The sequence below is a fragment of the Janthinobacterium sp. TND4EL3 genome, assembly GCF_900156175.1.
Taxonomy (GTDB): Bacteria; Pseudomonadota; Gammaproteobacteria; order Burkholderiales; family Burkholderiaceae_D; genus Janthinobacterium.
Map to the genome: position 1 here is coordinate 418,530 of NZ_FTMV01000003.1, position 20,695 is coordinate 439,224.

General features: G+C 61.8%; 25 protein-coding genes. 20 read left to right on the forward strand and 5 right to left on the reverse strand.

Annotated features, from left to right (window positions below):
• Nucleotides 1-74: 74 nt before the first annotated feature.
• From BXA07_RS07820 to BXA07_RS07875, 12 genes are all read left to right on the forward strand, one after another.
• The gene (locus tag BXA07_RS07820) at nt 75-854 is read left to right on the forward strand and encodes a uracil-DNA glycosylase family protein (protein ID WP_076567026.1); all 780 of its coding nucleotides are present in this window, start codon (nt 75-77) and stop codon (nt 852-854) included.
• A 38-nt stretch (nt 855-892) separates the two neighbouring features.
• A complete protein-coding gene (locus BXA07_RS07825) occupies nt 893-1,444 on the forward strand; it encodes a riboflavin biosynthesis intermediates N-glycosidase (protein ID WP_076567028.1) in 552 nt (183 codons plus the stop codon).
• A gap of 189 nt (nt 1,445-1,633) precedes the next feature.
• Nucleotides 1,634-2,110, forward strand: a complete 477-nt coding sequence (iscR, locus tag BXA07_RS07830) for a Fe-S cluster assembly transcriptional regulator IscR (RefSeq protein WP_034779566.1) — start codon at nt 1,634-1,636, stop codon at nt 2,108-2,110.
• 70 nt (nt 2,111-2,180) lie between these two features.
• Nucleotides 2,181-3,407: an IscS subfamily cysteine desulfurase gene (locus tag BXA07_RS07835; RefSeq protein WP_280175047.1), complete on the forward strand. Its 1,227-nt coding sequence runs from the start codon at nt 2,181-2,183 to the stop codon at nt 3,405-3,407.
• A gap of 53 nt (nt 3,408-3,460) precedes the next feature.
• Nucleotides 3,461-3,850 carry a Fe-S cluster assembly scaffold IscU gene (gene iscU, locus BXA07_RS07840; RefSeq protein WP_076567031.1) on the forward strand — a complete coding sequence of 130 codons (390 nt, stop codon included), beginning with the start codon at nt 3,461-3,463 and terminating at the stop codon, nt 3,848-3,850.
• Between the two features lie 51 nt (nt 3,851-3,901).
• Nucleotides 3,902-4,222, forward strand: coding sequence for an iron-sulfur cluster assembly protein IscA (gene iscA, locus BXA07_RS07845; protein ID WP_071322760.1), 321 nt, complete (start codon nt 3,902-3,904; stop codon nt 4,220-4,222).
• Between the two features lie 64 nt (nt 4,223-4,286).
• Nucleotides 4,287-4,802 (forward strand): Fe-S protein assembly co-chaperone HscB, encoded by a 516-nt coding sequence (gene hscB, locus BXA07_RS07850; protein WP_076567033.1) that lies wholly within the window; start codon nt 4,287-4,289, stop codon nt 4,800-4,802.
• 88 nt (nt 4,803-4,890) lie between these two features.
• Nucleotides 4,891-6,771, forward strand: coding sequence for a Fe-S protein assembly chaperone HscA (gene hscA, locus BXA07_RS07855; protein ID WP_076567035.1), 1,881 nt, complete (start codon nt 4,891-4,893; stop codon nt 6,769-6,771).
• Between the two features lie 71 nt (nt 6,772-6,842).
• Nucleotides 6,843-7,184: an ISC system 2Fe-2S type ferredoxin gene (gene fdx / locus BXA07_RS07860; RefSeq protein ID WP_070311300.1), complete on the forward strand. Its 342-nt coding sequence runs from the start codon at nt 6,843-6,845 to the stop codon at nt 7,182-7,184.
• 1 nt (nt 7,185) lies between these two features.
• Nucleotides 7,186-7,380, forward strand: coding sequence for a Fe-S cluster assembly protein IscX (gene iscX / locus BXA07_RS07865; RefSeq protein ID WP_070288776.1), 195 nt, complete (start codon nt 7,186-7,188; stop codon nt 7,378-7,380).
• Complete coding sequence (locus BXA07_RS07870) at nt 7,367-8,284, forward strand: class I SAM-dependent methyltransferase (RefSeq protein ID WP_076567037.1); 918 nt, start codon at nt 7,367-7,369, stop codon at nt 8,282-8,284. Before iscX ends, BXA07_RS07870 begins: the two co-directional genes overlap by 14 nt.
• Nucleotides 8,285-8,463: 179 nt before the next feature.
• Nucleotides 8,464-9,222: an rRNA pseudouridine synthase gene (locus tag BXA07_RS07875; RefSeq protein WP_076567039.1), complete on the forward strand. Its 759-nt coding sequence runs from the start codon at nt 8,464-8,466 to the stop codon at nt 9,220-9,222.
• Here the strand turns inward: BXA07_RS07875 and BXA07_RS07880 are convergent.
• From BXA07_RS07880 to BXA07_RS07900, 5 genes are all read right to left on the reverse strand, one after another.
• Nucleotides 9,219-9,647: a group III truncated hemoglobin gene (locus BXA07_RS07880; protein WP_076567040.1), complete on the reverse strand. Its 429-nt coding sequence runs from the start codon at nt 9,645-9,647 to the stop codon at nt 9,219-9,221. The genes BXA07_RS07875 and BXA07_RS07880 overlap by 4 nt on opposite strands.
• A gap of 66 nt (nt 9,648-9,713) precedes the next feature.
• The gene (locus BXA07_RS07885; RefSeq protein ID WP_076567042.1) at nt 9,714-10,250 is read right to left on the reverse strand and encodes an RDD family protein; all 537 of its coding nucleotides are present in this window, start codon (nt 10,248-10,250) and stop codon (nt 9,714-9,716) included.
• Nucleotides 10,240-11,022 (reverse strand): DUF3106 domain-containing protein, encoded by a 783-nt coding sequence (locus BXA07_RS07890; RefSeq protein WP_076567043.1) that lies wholly within the window; start codon nt 11,020-11,022, stop codon nt 10,240-10,242. The genes BXA07_RS07885 and BXA07_RS07890 overlap by 11 nt, the downstream gene beginning before the upstream one ends.
• Before the next feature lie 2 nt (nt 11,023-11,024).
• Nucleotides 11,025-11,429, reverse strand: a complete 405-nt coding sequence (locus BXA07_RS07895) for a DUF3619 family protein (RefSeq protein ID WP_076567045.1) — start codon at nt 11,427-11,429, stop codon at nt 11,025-11,027.
• On the reverse strand, nt 11,426-11,995 hold the full coding sequence (locus BXA07_RS07900) for an RNA polymerase sigma factor (RefSeq protein ID WP_076567046.1): 570 nt from the start codon (nt 11,993-11,995) through the stop codon (nt 11,426-11,428). The genes BXA07_RS07895 and BXA07_RS07900 overlap by 4 nt, the downstream gene beginning before the upstream one ends.
• 497 nt (nt 11,996-12,492) lie before the next feature.
• Here BXA07_RS07900 and BXA07_RS07905 point away from each other — a divergent pair, with 497 nt between their 5' ends.
• From BXA07_RS07905 to pssA, 8 genes are all read left to right on the forward strand, one after another.
• A complete protein-coding gene (locus BXA07_RS07905) occupies nt 12,493-14,244 on the forward strand; it encodes an acetolactate synthase 3 catalytic subunit (protein WP_076567048.1) in 1,752 nt (583 codons plus the stop codon).
• Nucleotides 14,245-14,246: 2 nt separating this feature from the next.
• The gene (ilvN, locus tag BXA07_RS07910; protein ID WP_010399754.1) at nt 14,247-14,738 is read left to right on the forward strand and encodes an acetolactate synthase small subunit; all 492 of its coding nucleotides are present in this window, start codon (nt 14,247-14,249) and stop codon (nt 14,736-14,738) included.
• A gap of 72 nt (nt 14,739-14,810) precedes the next feature.
• On the forward strand, nt 14,811-15,827 hold the full coding sequence (gene ilvC / locus BXA07_RS07915) for a ketol-acid reductoisomerase (RefSeq protein WP_076567050.1): 1,017 nt from the start codon (nt 14,811-14,813) through the stop codon (nt 15,825-15,827).
• 149 nt (nt 15,828-15,976) lie between these two features.
• The gene (locus BXA07_RS07920; RefSeq protein ID WP_076567051.1) at nt 15,977-16,387 is read left to right on the forward strand and encodes a hypothetical protein; all 411 of its coding nucleotides are present in this window, start codon (nt 15,977-15,979) and stop codon (nt 16,385-16,387) included.
• Nucleotides 16,388-16,586: 199 nt separating this feature from the next.
• Nucleotides 16,587-17,825 (forward strand): MFS transporter, encoded by a 1,239-nt coding sequence (locus BXA07_RS07925; RefSeq protein WP_083708087.1) that lies wholly within the window; start codon nt 16,587-16,589, stop codon nt 17,823-17,825.
• Between the two features lie 207 nt (nt 17,826-18,032).
• On the forward strand, nt 18,033-18,788 hold the full coding sequence (locus tag BXA07_RS07930; RefSeq protein WP_076567053.1) for an SIMPL domain-containing protein: 756 nt from the start codon (nt 18,033-18,035) through the stop codon (nt 18,786-18,788).
• Between the two features lie 103 nt (nt 18,789-18,891).
• A complete protein-coding gene (locus BXA07_RS07935; protein ID WP_076567054.1) occupies nt 18,892-19,647 on the forward strand; it encodes an SIMPL domain-containing protein in 756 nt (251 codons plus the stop codon).
• A gap of 158 nt (nt 19,648-19,805) precedes the next feature.
• A complete protein-coding gene (pssA, locus tag BXA07_RS07940) occupies nt 19,806-20,657 on the forward strand; it encodes a CDP-diacylglycerol--serine O-phosphatidyltransferase (RefSeq protein ID WP_076567178.1) in 852 nt (283 codons plus the stop codon).
• Nucleotides 20,658-20,695 lie beyond the last annotated feature (38 nt).

The window sequence follows — 20,695 nt, forward strand, 5'->3', positions numbered from 1 at the left end:
TGATTTTGGGCAGTCAATGCCTGCTTGCCGGTAGGCTACAATTTGCGTTTGCCCAAATATTTTACTGACGCGCCATGACCGCAACAATCGTTCCTGCCAGCATCACCGATGCCCTGTCCCTGGCGCATGCTTCCTGGCGGCCCATCCTGCTGCGCGGCCTGCACGCCGTGATGGCGGCCGATCCCGCCTACCTGCCGGCGCTGGCCGCCGACGATTACCTGCCCACGCAGGGCAGGCTGTTCGCCGCCTTTGCCTTGCCGCTGGCGCAGGTGCGCTACGTGCTGGTGGGCGAGGGGCCGTATCCGCGCGCCGACAGCGCCACGGGCGTGTGCTTCATGGATGGCGCCGTCGGGGGGCTGTGGTCGGCGACGGGCCTGTCGAAGCCCGTCAACCGCGCCACGTCCCTGCGCAACTTCATGAAGATGCTGCTGGTGGCCGATGGCCAGCTGCAGGCTGGCGATACTTCCGGCGCCGCCATGGCGCCCGTGGCGGCGGCCGCGCAGCTACCGGACAGCGGCGTGATCCAGACCCTGCCCGACTTGCAGCGCAAGATGACGGAACAGGGCTTTTTGCTGCTCAACGCGGCGCTGGTGTTCCGTTCCCACGTGCCGCCCGTGCAGGATGCGCGCGGCTGGCTGCCCTTCCTGCAGGTGGTGCTGGAAGCGCTGGCACGGCCGGGCGGCGCGGCCCTGCCGCAACTGGTGCTGTGGGGCAAGATTGCAGAGCTGATCAAGCGCTTGCCGGCGGCGGCATTGTTGCCGCAGGTCACGGCGGAACATCCGTATAATCTGTCCTTTATCGGCAACAGCGACATGCAGGCCTTGTTCGGCCCGATGCAGCTGTTGCGTGCCTGAGATTGAATTGGCGCCTGTCTGGCGGAAGTGCGGGGAATATGCAAATCAGTAACGTGGAAGAATTGAAGGCGTGGATCGCGGCCGGCGGCGTGCCCGACTATCTGTATTTCTGGGGCCACACGCCGGCGCAGCCGCAGGTGCCCGACAAAAGCTGCTTCAGCCAGTGGTTTCCGTCGCCGTTCAGCCTGGCGGGAGTGACGTATGCGACGGCCGAGCATTACATGATGGCGCAAAAGGCGGCCCTGTTTGGCGACACGGCCGTGCAGGCGCGCATCGTGGCGGCCGAACGGCCGTCGGAAGTGAAGAAGCTGGGGCGCGAAGTGGCCAATTTCGACGCCAAGGTCTGGGAAGCGGCGCGCGCGGGCATCGTCTTCGATGGCAACTTTGCCAAGTTCTCGCAAAAAGCCGCGCTGCGCAAGTTCCTGCTGGGCACGGGCGAGCGCGTCATCGTCGAAGCCAGTCCCGTCGACCGCATCTGGGGCGTGGGCCTGGCGTCGGACAATCCGCGCATCGGCGATCCATCGCGCTGGGACGGCTTGAACCTGCTGGGGTTTGAGTTAATGAAAGTACGCAGCGCTCTGCGTGCCTGAGCAGTACTGTTGTTTTCCTGATGCCGCCGCGCCTGGCGCGGCCGGCCATGCCCCTGCCAGCCCTGTGGTCATCGCGGGGCGCTCTGACAAACCCCGCCGAATTTGTTATACTTGACTAAATCATTCAACTACTCGGGGTTTGAGGAGTTGAAAAACCGCAATATTTTAAACCAGTTGACCAGAGGATGTATGCGTCTGACTACAAAAGGCCGTTTTGCCGTGACTGCGATGATCGATCTTGCCCTGCGCCAAGGCAAGGGACCGGTCACCTTGTCCGGCATCAGCCAGCGCCAGTCGATTTCCCTGTCCTACCTGGAACAGCTGTTCGGCAAGCTGCGCCGGCATGAGATCGTCGAGTCGATCCGCGGTCCGGGCGGCGGCTACAGCCTGGCGCGCCGTGCCGACAAGGTGACGGTGGCCGACATCATCATCGCCGTCGACGAGCCGCTCGATGCCACGCAGTGCGGCGGCAAGGAACATTGCCACGGCGCCGACGCGGCCACGGGGGCGCGCTGCATGACGCATGAATTGTGGTCCACGCTCAACGAAAAAATGGTCGATTATCTGGATTCTGTGTCCCTGCAGGACCTGGTCGACCAGCAGAGACAAAAGATTGCCGAACAAAGCGTGATGGTGATGCACCGTAACCACGCCGCCCTCGGTTGAACATAACAAAATACCAAGTTGCTGATTGCAGGAGTTATTGATGAACGCCCCAGAAAAAAACGTAGGCCAAGTGCACTTTGAAACCGCACCGCATTTCCCGATCTACATGGATTACTCGGCCACCACGCCGATCGATCCCCGCGTCGCCGACAAGATGATTCCCTACCTGCGCGAGCAGTTCGGCAATCCGGCATCGCGCAGCCACATGTATGGCTGGACGGCGGAAAAAGCCGTGGAAGAGGCGCGCGGCCACGTGGCGGCCCTGGTGAACGCCGATCCGCGCGAAATCATCTGGACTTCCGGTGCGACGGAAAGCAACAACCTGGCCATCAAGGGCGCGGCGCAGTTCTACAAGACCAAGGGCAAGCACATCATCACCGTCAAGACCGAGCATAAATCGGTGCTCGACACGGTGCGCGAACTGGAACGCATCGGCTTCGAAGCGACCTACCTGGAACCGCAGGACAACGGCCTGATCACCGTCGAGCAGCTGGCCGCGGCCGTGCGCCCGGACACCATCCTCGTGTCGGTGATGCTGGTGAACAACGAAATCGGCGTGATCCAGCCGATCGACGAGATCGGCGCGTTCTGCCGCTCGAAAGGCATCATCTTCCATTGCGACGCCGCACAGGCGACGGGCAAGGTCGTCATCGACCTGCAAAAGACCAAGGTCGACCTGATGACCTTCACCGCACATAAAACCTACGGCCCGAAAGGCGTGGGCGCCCTGTACGTCTGCCGCAAGCCGCGCGTGCGCCTGGAAGCGCAGATGCACGGCGGCGGCCATGAGCGCGGCCTGCGCTCGGGCACCCTGCCGACGCACCAGATCGTGGGCATGGGCGAGAGCTTCCGCATCGCCAAGGAAGAGATGGACAGCGAAATCGGCCGCATCCAGGCCTTGCGCGACCGCCTGGCCAAGGGCCTGCAAGAGATCGAAGAAGTCTACATCAACGGCGACATGGACCACCGCGTGCCGCACAACCTGAACGTCAGCTTCAACTACGTCGAAGGCGAGTCGCTGATCATGGCGATCAAGGATATCGCCGTGTCGTCCGGTTCGGCCTGCACCTCGGCCAGCCTGGAGCCATCGTACGTGCTGCGCGCCCTGGGCCGCAGCGACGAACTGGCGCACAGCTCGATCCGCTTCACCATCGGCCGCTTCTCGACCGAGGAAGACATCGACTTCGCCGTGAACCTGCTGAAATCGAAAGTACACAAATTGCGTGAGCTGTCGCCGCTGTGGGACATGTTCAAAGAGGGAATCGATATCAATTCGATTCAATGGGCCGCGCATTAACCAACACGTGGCCTCTGTGATGGGGCCGGCAAGAATATTAAAGGAGCATCAAAATGGCTTACTCGGACAAAGTACTCGATCACTACGAAAACCCGCGCAACGTGGGCGCTTTCGACAAGGGTGATGAAACCATCGGCACCGGCATGGTGGGCGCGCCCGCCTGCGGCGACGTGATGAAACTGCAGATCAAGGTCGGCGCCGATGGCCTGATCGAAGACGCGAAATTCAAGACCTATGGCTGCGGTTCGGCCATCGCGTCGAGCTCGCTGGTGACGGAATGGGTCAAGGGCAAGACCCTGGACCAGGCGCTGGCCATCAAGAACACGCAGATCGCCGAAGAACTGGCCCTGCCTCCAGTGAAGATCCACTGCTCGATCCTGGCGGAAGACGCCATCAAGGCAGCCGTTCTGGATTACCAGACCCGCCATCCAGTAGCAGCTTAAACGTTGGCAGCCCGCCCCGGCCGCAAGGCCGGGGCAGTAGCGGAGAAATACATGATCACACTGACCGAAAAAGCGGCGAAGCACATCAACCGTTATATCGAACGGCGCGGCAAGGGCGTGGGCCTGCGCTTCGGCGTGCGCACCACGGGCTGCTCGGGCCTGGCCTACAAGCTCGAATACGTCGATGAAGCGGCGGCCGAAGACAGCGTTTTTGAGTCGCACGGCGTGAAAGTCTTCGTCGATCCGAAAAGCCTGCCCTACATCGACGGCACGGAACTCGATTTCGCGCGCGAAGGCTTGAACGAAGGCTTCAAGTTCCACAATCCGAACGAAAAAGACGCCTGCGGCTGCGGCGAGAGCTTTAGAATTTAAAAGCTGGCAAGACCCCGGTCGGTGCGCTGTACTCATCGATTGAGGCGCAGCGACCACCGACACTATGCAAAACCACTTCGAACTCTTCCAGTTGCCGGCCCAGTTCACGCTCGACATGAGCGCGCTTGACGCGGCTTACCGCGACGTGCAGGGCAAGGTCCATCCCGACCGCTTCATCAACGCCAGCAGCGCCGAAAAGCGTGTCGCCATGCAATGGGCCACGCGCGCCAATGAAGCCTATCAAACCCTGAAAAGCCCGCAAAAGCGCGCGCAATACTTGTGCGAGATCAATGGCGTCGATTTGCAGACGGAGTCGAACACGGCCATGCCCGTCAGCTTCCTGATGCAGCAGATGGAATGGCGCGAGGAGCTGGGCGATGCGCGCGCGGGCAAGGACGCCGACGCGCTCGACGCCCTGGACCGCCAGCTGCGCGGCGAACGCAAGGCCTTGCTGGCCCAGGTAGCGGCCCAGCTCGACGCGGGCGACTATGCAAATGCCGCGCAAAGCGTGCGCGCCCTGATGTTCCTCGATAAATTCGGCGAGGAAGTGCGTTTTGCATACGAGGCGCTGGAAGCCTGACTGACCAAGCGCCAGTCCGGCGCGCGTCTTATAATGCGCGACAGGCATCAGCTGCATCACGCAAAAAATTAATCGAGGCACGAATACAATGGCACTTCTGCAAATTTCCGAACCAGGCATGTCGACCGCGCCGCACCAGCACCGCCTGGCCGTCGGCATCGACCTTGGCACCACCAATTCCCTGGTCGCGACCGTGCGCAACAGCATTCCCGAGGTGCTCAACGACGAGGAAGGGCACTCCCTGCTGCCGTCCGTCGTGCGCTACCTGCCGAACGGCCATGCGAACATCGGCTACAAGGCCCTGGCCGCACAGACCACCGACCCGAAGAACACCATCGTGTCCGTGAAACGCTTCATGGGCCGCGGCCTGGCCGACATCGCCTACGCCGAAAACCTGCCCTATGACTTCCAGGACACGCCTGGCATGGTGCAGCTGAAAACCGTGGCCGGCGTGAAAAGCCCCGTGGAAGTGTCGGCGCAAATCCTCGCCACCCTGCGCCAGCGCGCGGAAGATTCGCTGGGCGACGACCTGGTGGGCGCCGTGATTACCGTGCCGGCGTATTTCGACGATGCCCAGCGCCAGGCGACGAAAGATGCGGCGCAATTGGCCGGCATCAATGTCTTGCGCCTGCTGAGCGAGCCGACGGCCGCCGCCATCGCCTACGGCCTCGATAACGCTTCCGAAGGCGTGTACGCCGTGTACGACCTTGGCGGCGGCACTTTCGATATCTCCATCCTGAAGCTGAGCAAGGGTGTGTTTGAAGTGCTGTCCACGGGCGGCGATTCGGCCCTGGGCGGCGACGATTTCGACCGCCGCCTGTTCTGCTGGATCAGCGAGCAGGCCAAGCTGGCGCCGCTGTCGGACGAAGACACGGCCATCCTGATGGTGAAAGCGCGCGAAATCAAGGAATTGCTGTCGACCAAGCCGGAAACGACGATAGACGCCAAGCTGAACTCGGGCGAAGAAATCCACCTGCGCATCACGGCGGCCGACTTTGCCGCCATGACGCAGCACCTGGTGGGCAAGACCATGAACGCCATCAAGAAAGCCTTGCGCGACGCGAACGTGGATGCGGACGATGTCGACGGCGTGGTGATGGTGGGCGGCGCCACGCGCATGCCGCACGTGCAGCGCGCCGTGAGCGAATTCTTCCACACGACGCCGCACGCGAATATCGACCCCGATAAAGTCGTGGCGCTGGGCGCGGCCATCCAGGCGAACTTGCTCGCTGGCAACCGCGCCGCCGGCGACGACTGGCTGCTGCTGGACGTCATTCCGCTGTCCCTCGGTATCGAAACCATGGGCGGCCTGGTGGAAAAGATCATTCCCCGCAATTCGACGATACCGTGCGCGCGCGCCCAGGAATTCACGACCTTCAAGGATGGCCAGACGGCCCTGGCCGTGCATGTGCTGCAGGGCGAGCGCGAACTGGTCAGCGATTGCCGCTCGCTGGCGCGCTTTGAGCTGCGCGGCATTCCGCCGATGGTGGCGGGCGCCGCGCGCATCCGCATCACCTACCAGGTCGATGCGGACGGCTTGCTGTCCGTCTCGGCGCGCGAACTGCGCTCGGGCGTGGAAGCGTCGATCAGCGTCAAGCCCGCCTACGGCCTGGGCGACGACGACATCGCCCGCATGCTGCAGGATTCCTACACCTCGGCCGACACCGACATGGTGGCGCGCGCGCTGCGCGAAGAGCAGGTGGAAGCGGAACGCATCCTGCTGGCCACGCAGTCGGCGCTCGATGAAGACGGCGGCTTGCTGGACGCGGACGAGCGCGCGGCCGTGGACGGCTTGATGCAGAAGGTGCGCGACGCTATTGCCCAATCGCAAAGCGGCGCCATCGACCACCAGGCATTGAAGCTGGCGATCGAGCTGCTGGCCGACGGCACCGAGGAGTTCGCCTCGCGCCGCATGGACCGCAGCGTGCGCACGGCATTGACGGGCAAATCGCTCGACCAGGTCGTTTAAAGATAATTGACATGCGCGCCGCAGGCACTCGCCGCGGCCGCGACCCGAATGACAGACTGAAAGAAGAAACCATGCCACAAATCGTTATCCTGCCGCACGCCAAGCTTTGCCCGGACGGCGCCGTCATCGAAGCACCAAGCGGCAAGTCCATCTGCGACATCCTGCTGGAAAACGACATCGACATCGAGCATGCCTGCGAAAAATCGTGCGCCTGCACCACCTGCCACGTGCTGGTGCGCGAAGGCATCGAATCCTTGAACGAAGCGACGGAACTGGAAGAAGACATGCTGGACAAGGCCTGGGGCCTGGAAGCCGTGTCGCGCCTGTCGTGCCAGTCCATCGTGGCCGAGGCCGACCTCGTCGTCGAAATCCCGAAATACACGATCAACCAGGTCAGCGAAGGCAGTCACTAACATGAAATGGTCCGACATACACGCGATCGCCGAGGCTTTGTTCGACGCGCATCCGGACATCGATCCCCTGACCGTGCGGTTCACCGACCTGCATAACTGGGTGGTGGAACTGGACGGCTTCGACGATGACCACACGCGCGGCGGCGAAAAAGTGCTCGAAGCGATACAGATGGCGTGGATCGATGAAGCGCGCTAAGGGCGCGGCAGCCGCCGCCACCGCAGCCGTTGCGCCGAAAGACATCATCACGGCCGCCAGCAACATGCCCGAGATCAAGGATGGCCAGTCGGTCGCCTTGCTGCAGGAATTGCACATCCTGACGCGCGACGGCAAGATGAACCAGGACAGCCGCCGCAAGCTCAAGCAGGTGTATCACCTGACGCAGTTCATCGAGCCGCTGCTGCGCGAAGTGCAGCTGGACCACCCCGGCGTGTCGCTGGTCGACCACGGCGCCGGCAAGTCCTACCTCGGTTTCATCCTGTACGACCTGTTCTTCAAGAACGGCAACGACGGTTCGCACATCTACGGCATCGAAACACGCGAAGAGCTGGTGCAGCGCTCGCAAGAGCTGGCGAAGAAATTCAACTTCCCCGGCATGTCGTTTTTACCCCTGTCCGTGGCCGAGTCGACGGAATCGAACTTGCTGCCGCAGCAGATCGACATCGTCACGGCCTTGCATGCGTGCAACACGGCCACCGATGACGCCATCCACTTCGCGCTGAAGAAGAAAGCGAAATTCATGGTGCTGGTGCCATGTTGCCAGGCCGAAGTCGCTTCCGTATTGAAGAAGAACAAGGGCAAGAGCCTGGGCAAGAATGTCTTGACGGAATTGTGGCGCCACCCGCTGCACACGCGCGAGTTCGGCAGTCAGATCACCAACGTGCTGCGCTGTCTGCAACTGGAAGCGCACGGCTACCAGGTCAGCGTGACGGAACTGGTGGGCTGGGAGCATTCGATGAAGAATGAGCTGATCATCGCCAGCTACAAGAACTTGCCGCGCCAGCGTCCGACGGAGCGCCTGCAGGAAGTGCTGCAGACCCTGGGCCTGGAAGAGATGGGGCACCGTTTCTTTGCCGAGGAATTGGCCAAGGCACAAGCCTGATTGTTGGCTTACGCGGCTAGCCGCTAAGCCAACCTACAGAACCGCATATGGTCGGGTAGGTCGGGTAGGTCGGATTAGCGCAGCGTAATCCGACAGTCAGCAGCGCGCACCGCAAAAGAGGAGGAGCAGGTCGGTTACAATACCGGCTTTCTCCTCCTCTTGCTTTTTGCGCCTCCCCCATGACCACACCTATTGAAATGCCCACCGTCCGCCTGGCCAAGCGCCTGTCCGAAGACGTGCCCTGTTCACGCCGCGAGGCCGAGCTGTATATCGAGGGCGGCTGGGTCACGGTCGACGGCGTGCTGGTGGAGGAATCGGGCGCGCGCGTGGCCGACAACCAGGAAGTGGTGCTGCTGCCGAACGCCACCCTCGACGAGATGCCGCCCGTGACGATCTTGCTGCACAAGCCGGCCGGCATCCATGGCGGTATCGGCAGCGAAGGCAAGCCGGCCTTGAGCTGCTTGCGTCCCGAAGAGATTTTCACGCCGGAAAACGTGGCGCCCAGCTCCGTCACGCGCTTCCTCAAGCGCCACCTGATCGGCCTGACCGTCACCAATCCGCTGGAAACCATGGCCTCGGGCTTGCTCGTGTTCACGCAGGATTTCCGCGTGGCCCGCAAGCTTGTCGACGAAGCGAAAACGGTGGAGCAGGAATTCATCGTGGAAGTGTCGGGCGACATCATGGAAAACGGCCTGGCGCTGCTCAATCACGGCTTGCCCTTCAATGGCAAGCCTTTGCCGCCGATCAAGGTCAGCTGGCAGAATGAAACGCGCCTGCGTTTCGCGCTGAAAAACGTGCTGCCGGGCCAGATCGCCCATATGTGCAAGATGGTGGGACTGGACGTCGTCGCCATGAAGCGCCTGCGCATCGGCCGCATCCCGATGGGCGCCATGCCCGTGGGGCAATGGCGCTATCTGCAGGGTTACGAAAGATTCTAAAGCTGCGGCGCCACGATGGCGTGGCTTTCCGCGAAGCTTTTCCATAGCCGTTCGGCAATATTCAAGGCGATGGCATCGGCCTTTTCCTGCAAGGCCGGGTTGCCCATGCTTTCCGTGGTGGCAAAGAACAGGGTCAGCCAGCGGCGGAACATGCACGGCGTCAGGTGTTCCATGTTCGCGTGCTGCGCCAGCGGCTTGCCGTGGTAGCGCATGGTGCCGCGCAGCAAGCCGGACCAGAAATCGATCAATGTTGTCAGGTGGGCATCCCAATCCTTGACCTCGGCGGCAAAGATGGGGCCCAGCATGGCGTCGTCGCGCGCGGCCGCATAAAAGGTGTGGACAAGATGCTTGACTTCGTCTTCGCTGCAGACTTCCGCGCGGTATTTGGCGAAGCGTGTGTGGGGGAGGGGGGCGGTATTGTTCATGGCATGCCATGATCGCAGAGCCCCCGTGGCGCTTCAATGACGCAGGTCAAGACCTGCCGAGACAACTCAGGCGGCGACTTTCTTCGACTTCTTCGCCGGGGCTGGCAATTGCACGATCTGCGTGCCCAGCAGCTTGTCGTGCAGGAACTGGCCATTGCCCGTGAACAGGGCCGTGGCCGACCAGGCGAGGATGCCGATACCGATGGCGCCCAATGCCGTCCAGTGCTGCAAATCGAATACATACGCCACCAGCAGGGCCGGCAGCAGCCACATCCAGGCCAGGATGTAGCGGCAGGCGGCCACGCGCAGCGGCACGTGCGCGTGGCCCGGCAGCACCACTTTCAGGCGCCACGTCTTCATGGCCAGGGTCTGGCCTTCGCGGCTCCACTGATGGATGAAATACGCGCCCATGACGAGAAAGGCCAGGCACTGGCGCATGTGTTCCGTCAAGGGCGTGTGGGCGCCCTGCACGGCCAGTTCAAACAGCAGGAAGGGCAAGAACAGCACGGCCAGGGCCAGCAGCGACTCGTACACCATGGAAATCAGGCGGCGCTTGATTGTCGGGAGGGAAGTGTTGCTGGCAGCGTGCGTGCTATTTGGCATTGGTCGGCAGTGGGGCGGGCGTGGTGGGTGGCGTGACGGGCACGACGGCAGGCGGCGTGGCCGCGGCGGGATCGGATGCCGGCACTGTGGCCGCTGCGGGAGCGGGCGGCAGGACGGGCGCGGCAGCCGCAGGTGCCGGCGGCGTGGCGGGCAGCAGGATGGGGGCCGGCTTGCTCGTGTTCGAATTGATCGCCGGCACCTTGCCCAGCGGTTTTTTCGGCACGAGTTCCGTGGCCAGTTTTTTCTTTTGATCTTCCGGCAACTGCTGGTACTGCTCCCATTGGGCGGACTTTTGACCCGGATCAATCTTTTTCGTGCGCGCATAATTTTCGCGCACGAGGCGGCGCTGTTCCGGCGTCAGCTTGATCCATTCGCGCATGCGTTCATGCACGCGGGTTTGCTCGTCGGGCGTCATCGAGGCAAAGCGGTTGGCGATATCGAGCCATTTCTGCTTGCGCAAGGGTTCAAGCTTGTTCCATTCGGCGGCCAGCGGCTGCAGCGCTTCCTGCTGCGCGCGCGACAGCTTGTTCCAGGATGGGTTGTCGCTGGCCTTGGGCGGCGTGCCGCCCTTGCCGGCCGTGCGCGGCGAACCGGGCTTGACGGCCGGGGCCGGGGCGACGGGGGCAGGCGCAGGCGCTGCCGCCGCCGGCACGGGCGCGGCGGCGGGCGCGGGATGTTGCTGCGCGCCTACCCAGGCGGCGCCAGCCAGGGCGCAGGCGCCCAGGCCGATGCCGGCGGCGAGCCAGCCTTTGCGTACGCTCAAGCGTGCCATGCTTATTGCTCGCGTTTCGTCAGGTAGGCGTTGAAGCCATGGTCCATGTACGCAGACAGCGGCAATTCGTCCGACAGGACGGCGGCGTCGATTTCTGCCAGTTCGGCAATATGTTGTTCCTGCTCAAACTGATAGATGCCCACCATGCCGCCAACGAGCAGCAGCAGCGGGATGATCACGCTCATGCGGCCCAGCCACGACAGCGGCTCGGCGAAGAACTGGCTGGCCACGCCGGCGAACACGTTTTCACGCGCGGCCACGGCGACGGGGGCGTCGGCCTTCTTGCGCGACAGGGCCAGCTTGCGTGCCGCTGCCAGGCGGTCGGTGGCCGATGCGGGCAGGTCGTCGAGTTTTTCGTTCAGTGCATGGCGCACTTTGTAAGCGAAATTGAGATCGTCGGTGTTCATAATTTTATTCCCTTGGCTTTCAGCGATTCGGCGAGCGTGTGGGTAGCTCTAGAGCAATGTGTTTTCACGCTGCCTTCGGAGCAACCCATCGCTTCCGCTGTTTCAGCCACATCCATGTCCTGCCAATAACGCATGAGGAAGGCTTCGCGTTGACGTGACGGCAGTTTTTGTACTTCTTCATCAATCAAATCAAGGATTTGCGCGCGTTCGACCTGGTCGGCCGAGGATTCGGCGGCGCTGGAGCCCTGTTCCGATTCATAAGTGTCAAGTATATCAAAATCCTCATGCTCGTCGCCCGAGGGCTTCATGCCGGAAAACAGGCTGACCCAGGTGTTGCGCACTTTTTCGCGGCGGAAATAATCAAGTATGGTGTTCTGCAAGATGCGCTGGAAGAGCATCGGCAATTCGGCGGCCGGTTTGTCGCCGTATTTCTCTGCCAGTTTGATCATCGCGTCCTGCACGATGTCGAGTGCCGATTCATCCTTGCGGACCGCGTAGGCGGCCTGCTTGAAAGCGCGCCGCTCGACATTTTCTAGAAAGTCGGATAATTCTTTGTCTGTTGCCATGCGGTATGGGGGCGAGCTAACGGCTGCGTGTGCTGTGGGCGAAAGGGAGGCGGGTATGCTTTTTGCAACCATGAGCATGCTAGCAAAAAATGTGCGTTTCCGCAGGATTTTTGCATGTTGTGCGAGCAAAAATGCAGCGAAGCCGACATTTTCCTTGACCATAATGGTGCAACGCGATAACGTAGGGGACGCTTTGAACACCCCAAAGCCCTATGGTCAGGTCGCGACCGGCACACAAGGCCAGCAGCGGCAAGACGCGCTTTCATTTGTAGGCAGTTTGTTCTAACCCGCGCCACAAGCGCGAGCGGTTCGTACAGGCGCCACAGAAACTCCGGCCAAACGAGTTGCGTTAAGCGTTGTTTTGTAAGGTATCTATGGGTGCCCAAAGAAATTGCGTGACCGCATGAAAAGGGAAGCAGGAGCACTGTTGCGTTAGGCGTACCTCGTCAGGAAAGAACATCCGATCAATCTCCAATGGACCTTGAAAGGAATGTTTCATGAATACCGAAGCAAAGGGACCTGCAACAGGTTCCGCAACAGGACCGATCACGGGCGCAGAAATTGTCGTGCGCTGTCTGGCTGAAGAGGGCGTCGAGCACGTCTTTGGATATCCGGGCGGAGCCGTACTCTATATCTACGACGCCATCTTCCAGCAAAACAAATTCCAGCATATCCTGGTACGCCACGAGCAGGCCGCGATCCACGCCGCCGATGCCTATTCGCGCAGCTCGAACAAGGTCGGTGTCGCCATCGTCACGTCCGGTCCGGGCGTCACGAATGCCGTCACGGGCCTGTCGACCGCGTACATGGACTCGATTCCCATGGTGGTGATCTCCGGCCAGGTGCCGAGCCACGCCATCGGGCAGGATGCGTTCCAGGAATGCGACACGGTCGGCATCACGCGCCCCGTCGTCAAGCACAACTTCCTCGTCAAGGACGTCAAGGACCTGGCAGCGACGATCAAGAAAGCCTTCTTCATCGCCCGTACCGGCCGTCCGGGACCCGTGCTGGTCGATATCCCCAAGGATATCAGCATGCACAAATGCCATTTCGACTATCCGAAGGAAGTCGAGATGCGTTCCTACCGTCCCGTCGACAAAGGCCACTCGGGCCAGATCCGCAAGGCCGTGCAGCTGCTGCTGCAAGCCGAACGCCCGATGATCTACACGGGCGGCGGCGTCATCCTGGCGCATGCGGCTCCCGAGCTGAACAAGCTGGTCGACCGCCTGGGTTTCCCGTGCACCAACACCTTGATGGGCCTGGGCGGCTACCGCGCCTCGAGCGAGCAGTATGTCGGCATGCCCGGCATGCACGGCACCTATGAAGCGAACATGGCGATGCAGAATTGCGACGTGCTGATCGCCATCGGCGCCCGTTTCGATGACCGCGTGATCGGCAACCCCAAGCATTTCGCCTCGCATCCGCGCAAGATCATTCACGTGGACATCGATCCATCGTCGATTTCCAAGCGCGTCAAGGTCGATATCCCCATCGTCGGCAACGTCAAGGACGTGCTGATCGAGTTCCTCGCGCAACTGGACGCGGCCGAAGCCAAGCCGAACGTCAATGCCTTGAGCAACTGGTGGAAGCAGATCGCCGAATGGCGTGGCCGCGAATGCCTGAAATACCCGACGTCCGACCTGGTCATCAAGCCGCAAGCGGTGGTGGAAAAAGTGTTCCAGATCACCAAGGGCGATGCCTTCATCACGTCCGACGTGGGCCAGCATCAGATGTGGGCCGCACAATATTATGGTTTCGACAAGCCGCGCCGCTGGATCAATTCCGGCGGCCTGGGCACCATGGGTGTCGGCTTGCCGTACGCCATGGGCGTGCAGATGGCCAATCCGGACGCCACCGTTGCCTGCATCACGGGCGAAGGCTCGATCCAGATGTGCATCCAGGAGCTCGCCACGTGCAAGCAGTATCACCTGACGCCGAAGATCATCATGCTCAACAACCGTTTCCTCGGCATGGTGCGCCAGTGGCAGGAGATCGACTACGGTTCGCGCTATTCCGAGTCGTACATGGATTCGCTGCCCGACTTCGAGAAGCTGGCCGAAGCATACGGCCACGTGGGCATGAAAATTGAAAAACCGGGCGACGTCGACGGCGCCCTGAAAGAGGCGTTTGGCATGAAAGACAGGCTGGTATTCATGAACTTCATTACCGACCAGTCCGAAAACGTGTGGCCAATGGTGAAAGCCGGCAAGGGCCTGTCCGAAATGATGCTCGGTTCGGAGGATCTCTAATCATGCGCCATATTATTTCTGTCTTGCTGGAAAACGAAGCGGGCGCCCTGTCGCGCGTGGTGGGCCTGTTCTCGGCACGCGGCTACAACATTGAAACACTGACCGTGGCGCCGACGGAAGACTCGACCCTGTCGCGCATGACTATCGTCACCAGCGGCTCGGACGACATCATCGAGCAGATCACCAAGCACCTGAACCGCCTCATCGAGGTGGTGAAGGTGGTGGACCTGACCGAAGGCCAGCATATCGAACGCGAGTTGATGCTGATCAAGGTTCGTGCCGTGGGCAAGGAGCGCGAGGAAATGAAGCGCACCGCCGATATCTTCCGTGGCCGCATCATCGATGTCACCGAAAAGACGTACACGATCGAACTGACCGGCAACAAGGTCAAGCTCGACGCGTTCATCGATTCGATCGACCGCGCCGCCATCCTGGAAACCGTCCGCACGGGCGGTTCCGGCATCGGCCGCGGCGAACGCATCCTCAAAGTATAAAAGTATAAGAACAGCAGTACGCGGCCACGGCCGCACCCCCATACAACGCATCATCAAATGATAGGAAATACCATGAAAGTTTTTTACGACAAAGACGCTGACCTCTCCTTGATCAAGGGCAAAAACGTTGCCATCATCGGCTACGGCTCGCAAGGCCATGCGCACGCGCAAAACCTGAACGATTCGGGCGTCAACGTCACCGTCGGCCTGCGCAAGGGCGGCGCTTCGTGGACCAAGGTCGAGCAAGCCGGCCTGAAAGTAGCGGAAGTCAACGACGCCGTGAAAGCGGCCGACGTCATCATGATCTTGCTGCCGGATGAAAACATCGCCCAGGTCTACAACGAAAACATCGCGCCGTTCGCCAAGCAGGGCGCCGTGCTGGCCTTCGCCCACGGCTTCAACGTGCATTACGGCCAAGTCGTGCCACGCGCCGACCTGGACGTGATCATGGTTGCGCCGAAAGCGCCGGGCCACACCGTGCGCGCCACCTACACCCAGGGCGGCGGCGTGCCCCACCTGATCGCCGTGTACCAGGACAAATCGGGCATCGCCCGCGACGTCGCCCTGTCGTACGCGTCGGCCAACGGCGGCGGCCGTGCCGGCATCATCGAAACGAATTTCCGTGAAGAAACCGAAACGGACTTGTTCGGCGAACAAGCCGTGCTGTGCGGCGGCGCTGTAGAACTGATCAAGGCCGGCTTCGAAACCCTGACGGAAGCGGGCTATGCGCCTGAAATGGCGTATTTCGAGTGCTTGCACGAACTGAAGCTGATCGTCGACCTGATCTATGAAGGCGGCATCGCCAACATGAACTACTCGATCTCGAACAACGCCGAATACGGCGAATACGTGACCGGTCCTAAAGTCGTGACCTCGGCCACCAAGGATGCGATGCGTCAATGTCTGAAAGACATTCAGACGGGCGAATACGCGAAGAGCTTCATCCTGGAAAACAAGGCAGGCGCACCGACCCTGATCTCGCGCCGCCGCCTGACGTCCGAGCACCAGATCGAAGAAGTGGGCGCGAAACTGCGCGCCATGATGCCTTGGATCGCCAAGAACAAGATGGTGGACCAGTCGAAGAACTAAGCTGTTATCGTTCTTCACAGGAAGCCGGCGCAAGCCGGCTTTTTTTTGCGCGGGCGTTTGGCCGCCAACATCCGTTACAATCAGGCCCATTCAACCATACCGTCAGCCTCATGCTTGTTTTTTCTAAAGTTTTTGTCGGCAATCTTCATGTGCTCAAGCGTCCCGTCTCGGTTGCCATCAGCTGCTGGTTTCTGGTCATCGGCTCGCTGTCGGCGCTGGTGTCCGCCTACCTCGGCCGCAACGATCCCGCGATGCAGGCGTGGATGGCGGACGGCGTGATTCCCGCCGGGGTGCAATACGCGATCTTGATCTTCAGTCAGGGCATTACCGTGGTGGCAGCGCTGGCCATGCTGCAAAGGCAGCGTGGCGCGCGCACCGTGTATCTGGTGTGGGGCGTGATCGACATTGCATTCTGCCTGGCGACCGTGCCGCTGAAGATGCACGTCTTGCCTGGCGCGCTCCTGTTCGCCGCCATCTGCGCCTTGCTGTACAGTCCGAAATCGAATGCCTGGTTTTCGCCACGCAAGGCGGCCAACGATGCCTGCATGACGCCGGCTTGAGCGCGGCTGTTTGAGCATGGCTATTTTCGCGTGCACGCTTTTGCTGCGTTTGCTTTACAATTCCGCCCTTCCTTTGCAGTTTCCTCTGGACTGCATCTGTTTCGGTATCTGCCGACCGCAACGCGCATCACCGCTTTTGTAGCACGCCAGGCGCTGCTTATGTAGCCATTTCTCCGCCTGCGCAATCTGAAGGACCCCTATGACCGACCGTATTACCGCCACAGTGCCCATGCCGGGCACTGCCGACTCCTCCATTCCCGAACGGCTTCCCGTGCTGGCCTTGCTGGCCCTGGCCATGACGGCGTTCCTCGCCCTCCTGTCGGAAACCTTGCCGGCCGGCTTGCTGCCGCAGATTGCCCGCGACCTGGGCATATCCGAAGTCATGACGGGCCAGCTGGTGACCGTCTACGCCATCGGCTCGATCCTGACGGCGATTCCCCTGACGGCGCTCACCAGCAGCTGGCGCCGGCGCAATGTCCTGTTGCTGGCCATCATCGGCTTCCTGATCTTCAATACGGCGACGGCGCTGGCGCCCAACTACCTCGTCGCCCTGGTGGCGCGCTTCGTGACGGGCATGGCCGCCGGGCTGGCCTGGGGCCTGATGGCCGGCTACGCGCGCCGCATGGTGTCCGTGGAACAGCAGGGCAGGGCGATGGCCATCGCCATGATCGGCACGCCGCTGGCCCTGTCGCTGGGCGTGCCGCTGGGCACTTTGATGGGCGGCGTGCTGGGCTGGCGCAGCATCTTCGGCATCCTGTCCGGCCTGGCCGTGGTGCTGGTCGCGTGGGTGCTGCTGGCCGTGCCCGACTATCCGGGGCAAAAGCAGGGCGAGCGCCTGTCGATCCGCCAGGTGTTCATGACGCCGGGCGTGCGGCCGATTCTGGCGGTAATCGTCGCCTGGATGCTGGCGCATAATATTTTATATACGTATATCGCGCCTTTCCTGGCGCCGTCCGGCCTGCGTCCCCGCGTCGACCTCGTGCTGCTCGTGTATGGCGTGGGCTCGCTGGCCGGCATCTGGCTGGTCAGCCAGCTGATCGACCGCTGGCTGCGCCCGCTCGTGCTGGGCTGCATCGTCGCCTTTGCCCTCGTGATGGTGGCGCTGGGGCTGGCGATGGATTCCGCTATCGTCATCTATGTCAGCATGGCCATCTGGGGCATCACCTTTGGCGGCGCCGGCACCCTGCTGCAGACGGCGTCGGCGGACGCGGCCGGCGAGGGCATGGACGTGGCGCAGGCGATGGTGGCGACCATCTGGAACGTGGCCATCGCGGGCGGCGGCCTGGCCGGCGGCATGCTGCTCGACGGCTATGGCGTGGCGTCGTTCCCGTGGGCCATGCTGGCCTTGCTGCTGGTGGCCTTGAGCATCGCCTGGCGCGCGCACCGCCACAGTTTCAAGCCGGGCCGGCGCAGCGGCGGCGCGGTAATCGGTCATTAACAACACTGTTATTTATAGTGACGCTGTATTGAAATGTGAGCAGATGTGACTGGCAAGCGCATTTTGTGACGATTTGTTAATTTGCGCCACAGGAATGAGCGAGGCGTTAGAATCTACACAGTTTGACAAGTTTCTCAAGCGAAAGGGATGGCAAAAGCGTCCCTTGCGCGGGCTGTCAGCCACATTAACCACCTAGGAGTACCCCCCATGACCGTGATGAAATCCGTCCTTGTTGCCGCCGCAGCCACCGTTGCCCTGAGCGCCCAAGCGCAATCCCTGCCGACTTCCGGCACCCTGGTGGTCGTCCCCGCATTTGGCGAAGTCAAGCATGTCAACGACCAGGTGGTCGCCACCCTGGCCATCGAAGAGCAGGACAAGGACAAGGCCGCCGCCGCGTCGCGCGTGAACCAGAAGATGAACAAGGGCATCGCCATCGTCAAGCAGGCCGATCCATCGGCCGCGCTGAAATCGTATGGCTACTACACCTATCCCGTGTATCCGGAAGAGCGCCCATTGCCGGCCGGCGCCGTGGCCAAGCCGCGTTTGCCAACGGCCTGGCGCGTGGGCCAGTACTTGGAAGTGACGACGGCCAATCTGGCGTCCCTGCCGAAAACCGTGTCGGCGGCGCAAGGCGTGCTGACCCTGAACGGCTTGAATTTCGGCCTGAAGCCGGAAACCATCCGCCTGCTGGATGACCAGCGCATCGCCGCCACCTATAAAAACCTCAACGAGCGCGTGGCCGCCATCGCCAAGGCCATGGGCCGCAACGTGTCCGACGCCGTGCTCGATACGGTGGACTTCGAAGGTTCGGGTAATTACGCCACGGAAAGCCGTCCCGCCGCCGCGCCGATGATGATGCGCAGCGCCAAGATGGCCGAAGACAGCGTCGTCGCCGAACCGAGCTTCGAGCCGGGCGAAACGACGCTCGACATGCGCGTCGTCGGCAAGGTCAAGTTCAAGTAAGCGCATACGCGTGGAAATGTTTCCGCGTTAGCATGTTTTAAGATGATCATGGGGCTGCTGGCCCCATGGTCGTTTTTGCCCCATTATTTTTCAGGAGAACACCATGACCGTCATGAAATCGCTGCTGGCCGCTGCCGCCGCTACCATAGCCCTGGGCGCACACGCCCAGACCTTGCCCACCGCCGGCACCCTCGTGGTCGTGCCCGCGAATGGCGAAGTGGTGCATGCGAATGACCAGGTGACCGTCACCCTGGCCATCGAAGAGCAGGACAAGGACAAGGCCGCCGCCGCCTCGCGCGTGAACCAGAAGATGAACCAGGGCGTGGCCATCGTCAAGAAGGCCGACCCGCAAGCCGTGCTGAAGACCCAGGGCTACTACACGTATGCCGTGTACCCGGAAGCGGCGCCCTTGCCGCCAGGCAGCGTGGCCAAGGCCCGCGTGCCGACGGGCTGGCGCGTAGGCCAGTACCTGCAGGTGACGACGAGCAACCTGGCCGCCCTGCCGAAAACCGTTTCCGCGGCGCAAGGCGTGCTGACCCTGAACCGCCTGAACTTCGGCCTGGCGCCCGCCACCGTGCGCAAGCTCGACGACCAGCGCATCGCTGCCGCCTACAAGAACCTCAACGAACGCGTGGCCGCCATCGCCGGCGCCATGGGCCGCAACGTCAATGATGCCGTGATCGACACCATCGATTTCGAAGGTTCGGGCAATTATGCGCAGCGCGTCAACGTGACGGGCGCGCGCGCCATGAGCGCCGATGCAATGGCATATGGCGGCAGCCAGGTGGCCGAGCCGAGCTTCGAGCCGGGCGAGACCACCCTGAACATGGGTCTGGTTGCCAAAATCAAGTTCAAGTGATCATGTGAATGGCCATCAATCTTGCCAAGCTTGCTCCATCGCACTTTTCTTTGGCGGCGGCTCCTCTATAATGGCAAGATCGGCGCGCGCGTGGTGTAATGGCCGTGCGCGCGCCACCTGGCACCGAATCCCCCGCAGTACACAAGATATGGAACAACATGGCAAACTTCCCCCGTCGTAGAGGCAAGAACGGCACTCCCGCAGCATCCAAAGCTTCCCGCTTCAGCAAATTCGTGCGCCAGCCGGTGGCCGATGGCACGGGCAAGAAAACCTTGCGCCGCCGCGGTATTTATCTGTTGCCGAATGCTTTCACGACGGCGGCCCTGTTCTGCGGCTTCTATGCCATCGTCATGGCCATGAACCAGAAATTCGAGCACGCGGCCTGGGCCATCTTCATCGCCATGATCCTCGACGGCCTCGATGGCCGCATCGCGCGCCTGACGAATACGCAGAGCGAATTCGGCGCCCAGTACGACAGCCTGTCGGACATGGTGTCGTTCGGCGCCGCGCCGGCGCTGGTCATCTACGAATGGTCGCTGCGCGGCATGGGCAAACTCGGCTGGCTGGCCGCCTTCGTGTATTGCGCCGGCGCCGCCCTGCGCCTGGCCCGTTTCAACACGAATATCGCCGTGGTCGACAAGCGCTTCTTCCAGGGCTTGCCCAGCCCGGCGGCCGCCGCCATGGTGGCCGGCTTCATCCTGCTGATGAATGACCTGGAATTTGCCGGCAACCAGCTGGCCTGGGTCTCGTGGACGATCGCCCTGTTCGCCGGCCTGACGATGGTCACCAACGTGCCGTTCTACAGCTTCAAGGATGTCAATTTCCGCAAATCCGTGCCCTTCATCGTCGTGTTCCTACTGGCACTGTTCTTTGCGCTCATTTCCATCGATCCGCCGAAAGTGTTGTTCCCCATCTTCGTTGCCTATGGCTTGTCCGGCTACGCCGTGTTTTTCTGGCGCGTGGCCAAGGGAAAGCCTGTTAGCATAGTCCAGACGGACCCGGAGCACTGACAGCGGCCTGGGTCGGTAGCCACTTCTTTCCATCAGCG

Coding starts and splice junctions, on each gene's coding strand:
- iscX (WP_070288776.1), top strand. CDS start 7,186: ATGAAATGGTCCGACATACACGCGATCGCCGAGGCTTTGTTCGACGCG.
- BXA07_RS07880 (WP_076567040.1), bottom strand. CDS start 9,647: ATGAACAATACCGCCCCCCTCCCCCACACACGCTTCGCCAAATACCGC.
- BXA07_RS07890 (WP_076567043.1), bottom strand. CDS start 11,022: ATGGCACGCTTGAGCGTACGCAAAGGCTGGCTCGCCGCCGGCATCGGC.
- ilvC (WP_076567050.1), top strand. CDS start 14,811: ATGAAAGTTTTTTACGACAAAGACGCTGACCTCTCCTTGATCAAGGGC.
- BXA07_RS07825 (WP_076567028.1), top strand. CDS start 893: ATGCAAATCAGTAACGTGGAAGAATTGAAGGCGTGGATCGCGGCCGGC.
- BXA07_RS07875 (WP_076567039.1), top strand. CDS start 8,464: ATGACCACACCTATTGAAATGCCCACCGTCCGCCTGGCCAAGCGCCTG.
- BXA07_RS07895 (WP_076567045.1), bottom strand. CDS start 11,429: ATGAACACCGACGATCTCAATTTCGCTTACAAAGTGCGCCATGCACTG.
- BXA07_RS07820 (WP_076567026.1), top strand. CDS start 75: ATGACCGCAACAATCGTTCCTGCCAGCATCACCGATGCCCTGTCCCTG.
- BXA07_RS07930 (WP_076567053.1), top strand. CDS start 18,033: ATGACCGTGATGAAATCCGTCCTTGTTGCCGCCGCAGCCACCGTTGCC.
- BXA07_RS07905 (WP_076567048.1), top strand. CDS start 12,493: ATGAATACCGAAGCAAAGGGACCTGCAACAGGTTCCGCAACAGGACCG.
- iscU (WP_076567031.1), top strand. CDS start 3,461: ATGGCTTACTCGGACAAAGTACTCGATCACTACGAAAACCCGCGCAAC.
- BXA07_RS07925 (WP_083708087.1), top strand. CDS start 16,587: ATGACCGACCGTATTACCGCCACAGTGCCCATGCCGGGCACTGCCGAC.
- BXA07_RS07935 (WP_076567054.1), top strand. CDS start 18,892: ATGACCGTCATGAAATCGCTGCTGGCCGCTGCCGCCGCTACCATAGCC.
- hscA (WP_076567035.1), top strand. CDS start 4,891: ATGGCACTTCTGCAAATTTCCGAACCAGGCATGTCGACCGCGCCGCAC.
- pssA (WP_076567178.1), top strand. CDS start 19,806: ATGGCAAACTTCCCCCGTCGTAGAGGCAAGAACGGCACTCCCGCAGCA.
- BXA07_RS07885 (WP_076567042.1), bottom strand. CDS start 10,250: ATGCCAAATAGCACGCACGCTGCCAGCAACACTTCCCTCCCGACAATC.
- ilvN (WP_010399754.1), top strand. CDS start 14,247: ATGCGCCATATTATTTCTGTCTTGCTGGAAAACGAAGCGGGCGCCCTG.
- iscR (WP_034779566.1), top strand. CDS start 1,634: ATGCGTCTGACTACAAAAGGCCGTTTTGCCGTGACTGCGATGATCGAT.
- fdx (WP_070311300.1), top strand. CDS start 6,843: ATGCCACAAATCGTTATCCTGCCGCACGCCAAGCTTTGCCCGGACGGC.
- BXA07_RS07900 (WP_076567046.1), bottom strand. CDS start 11,995: ATGGCAACAGACAAAGAATTATCCGACTTTCTAGAAAATGTCGAGCGG.
- hscB (WP_076567033.1), top strand. CDS start 4,287: ATGCAAAACCACTTCGAACTCTTCCAGTTGCCGGCCCAGTTCACGCTC.
- BXA07_RS07870 (WP_076567037.1), top strand. CDS start 7,367: ATGAAGCGCGCTAAGGGCGCGGCAGCCGCCGCCACCGCAGCCGTTGCG.
- iscA (WP_071322760.1), top strand. CDS start 3,902: ATGATCACACTGACCGAAAAAGCGGCGAAGCACATCAACCGTTATATC.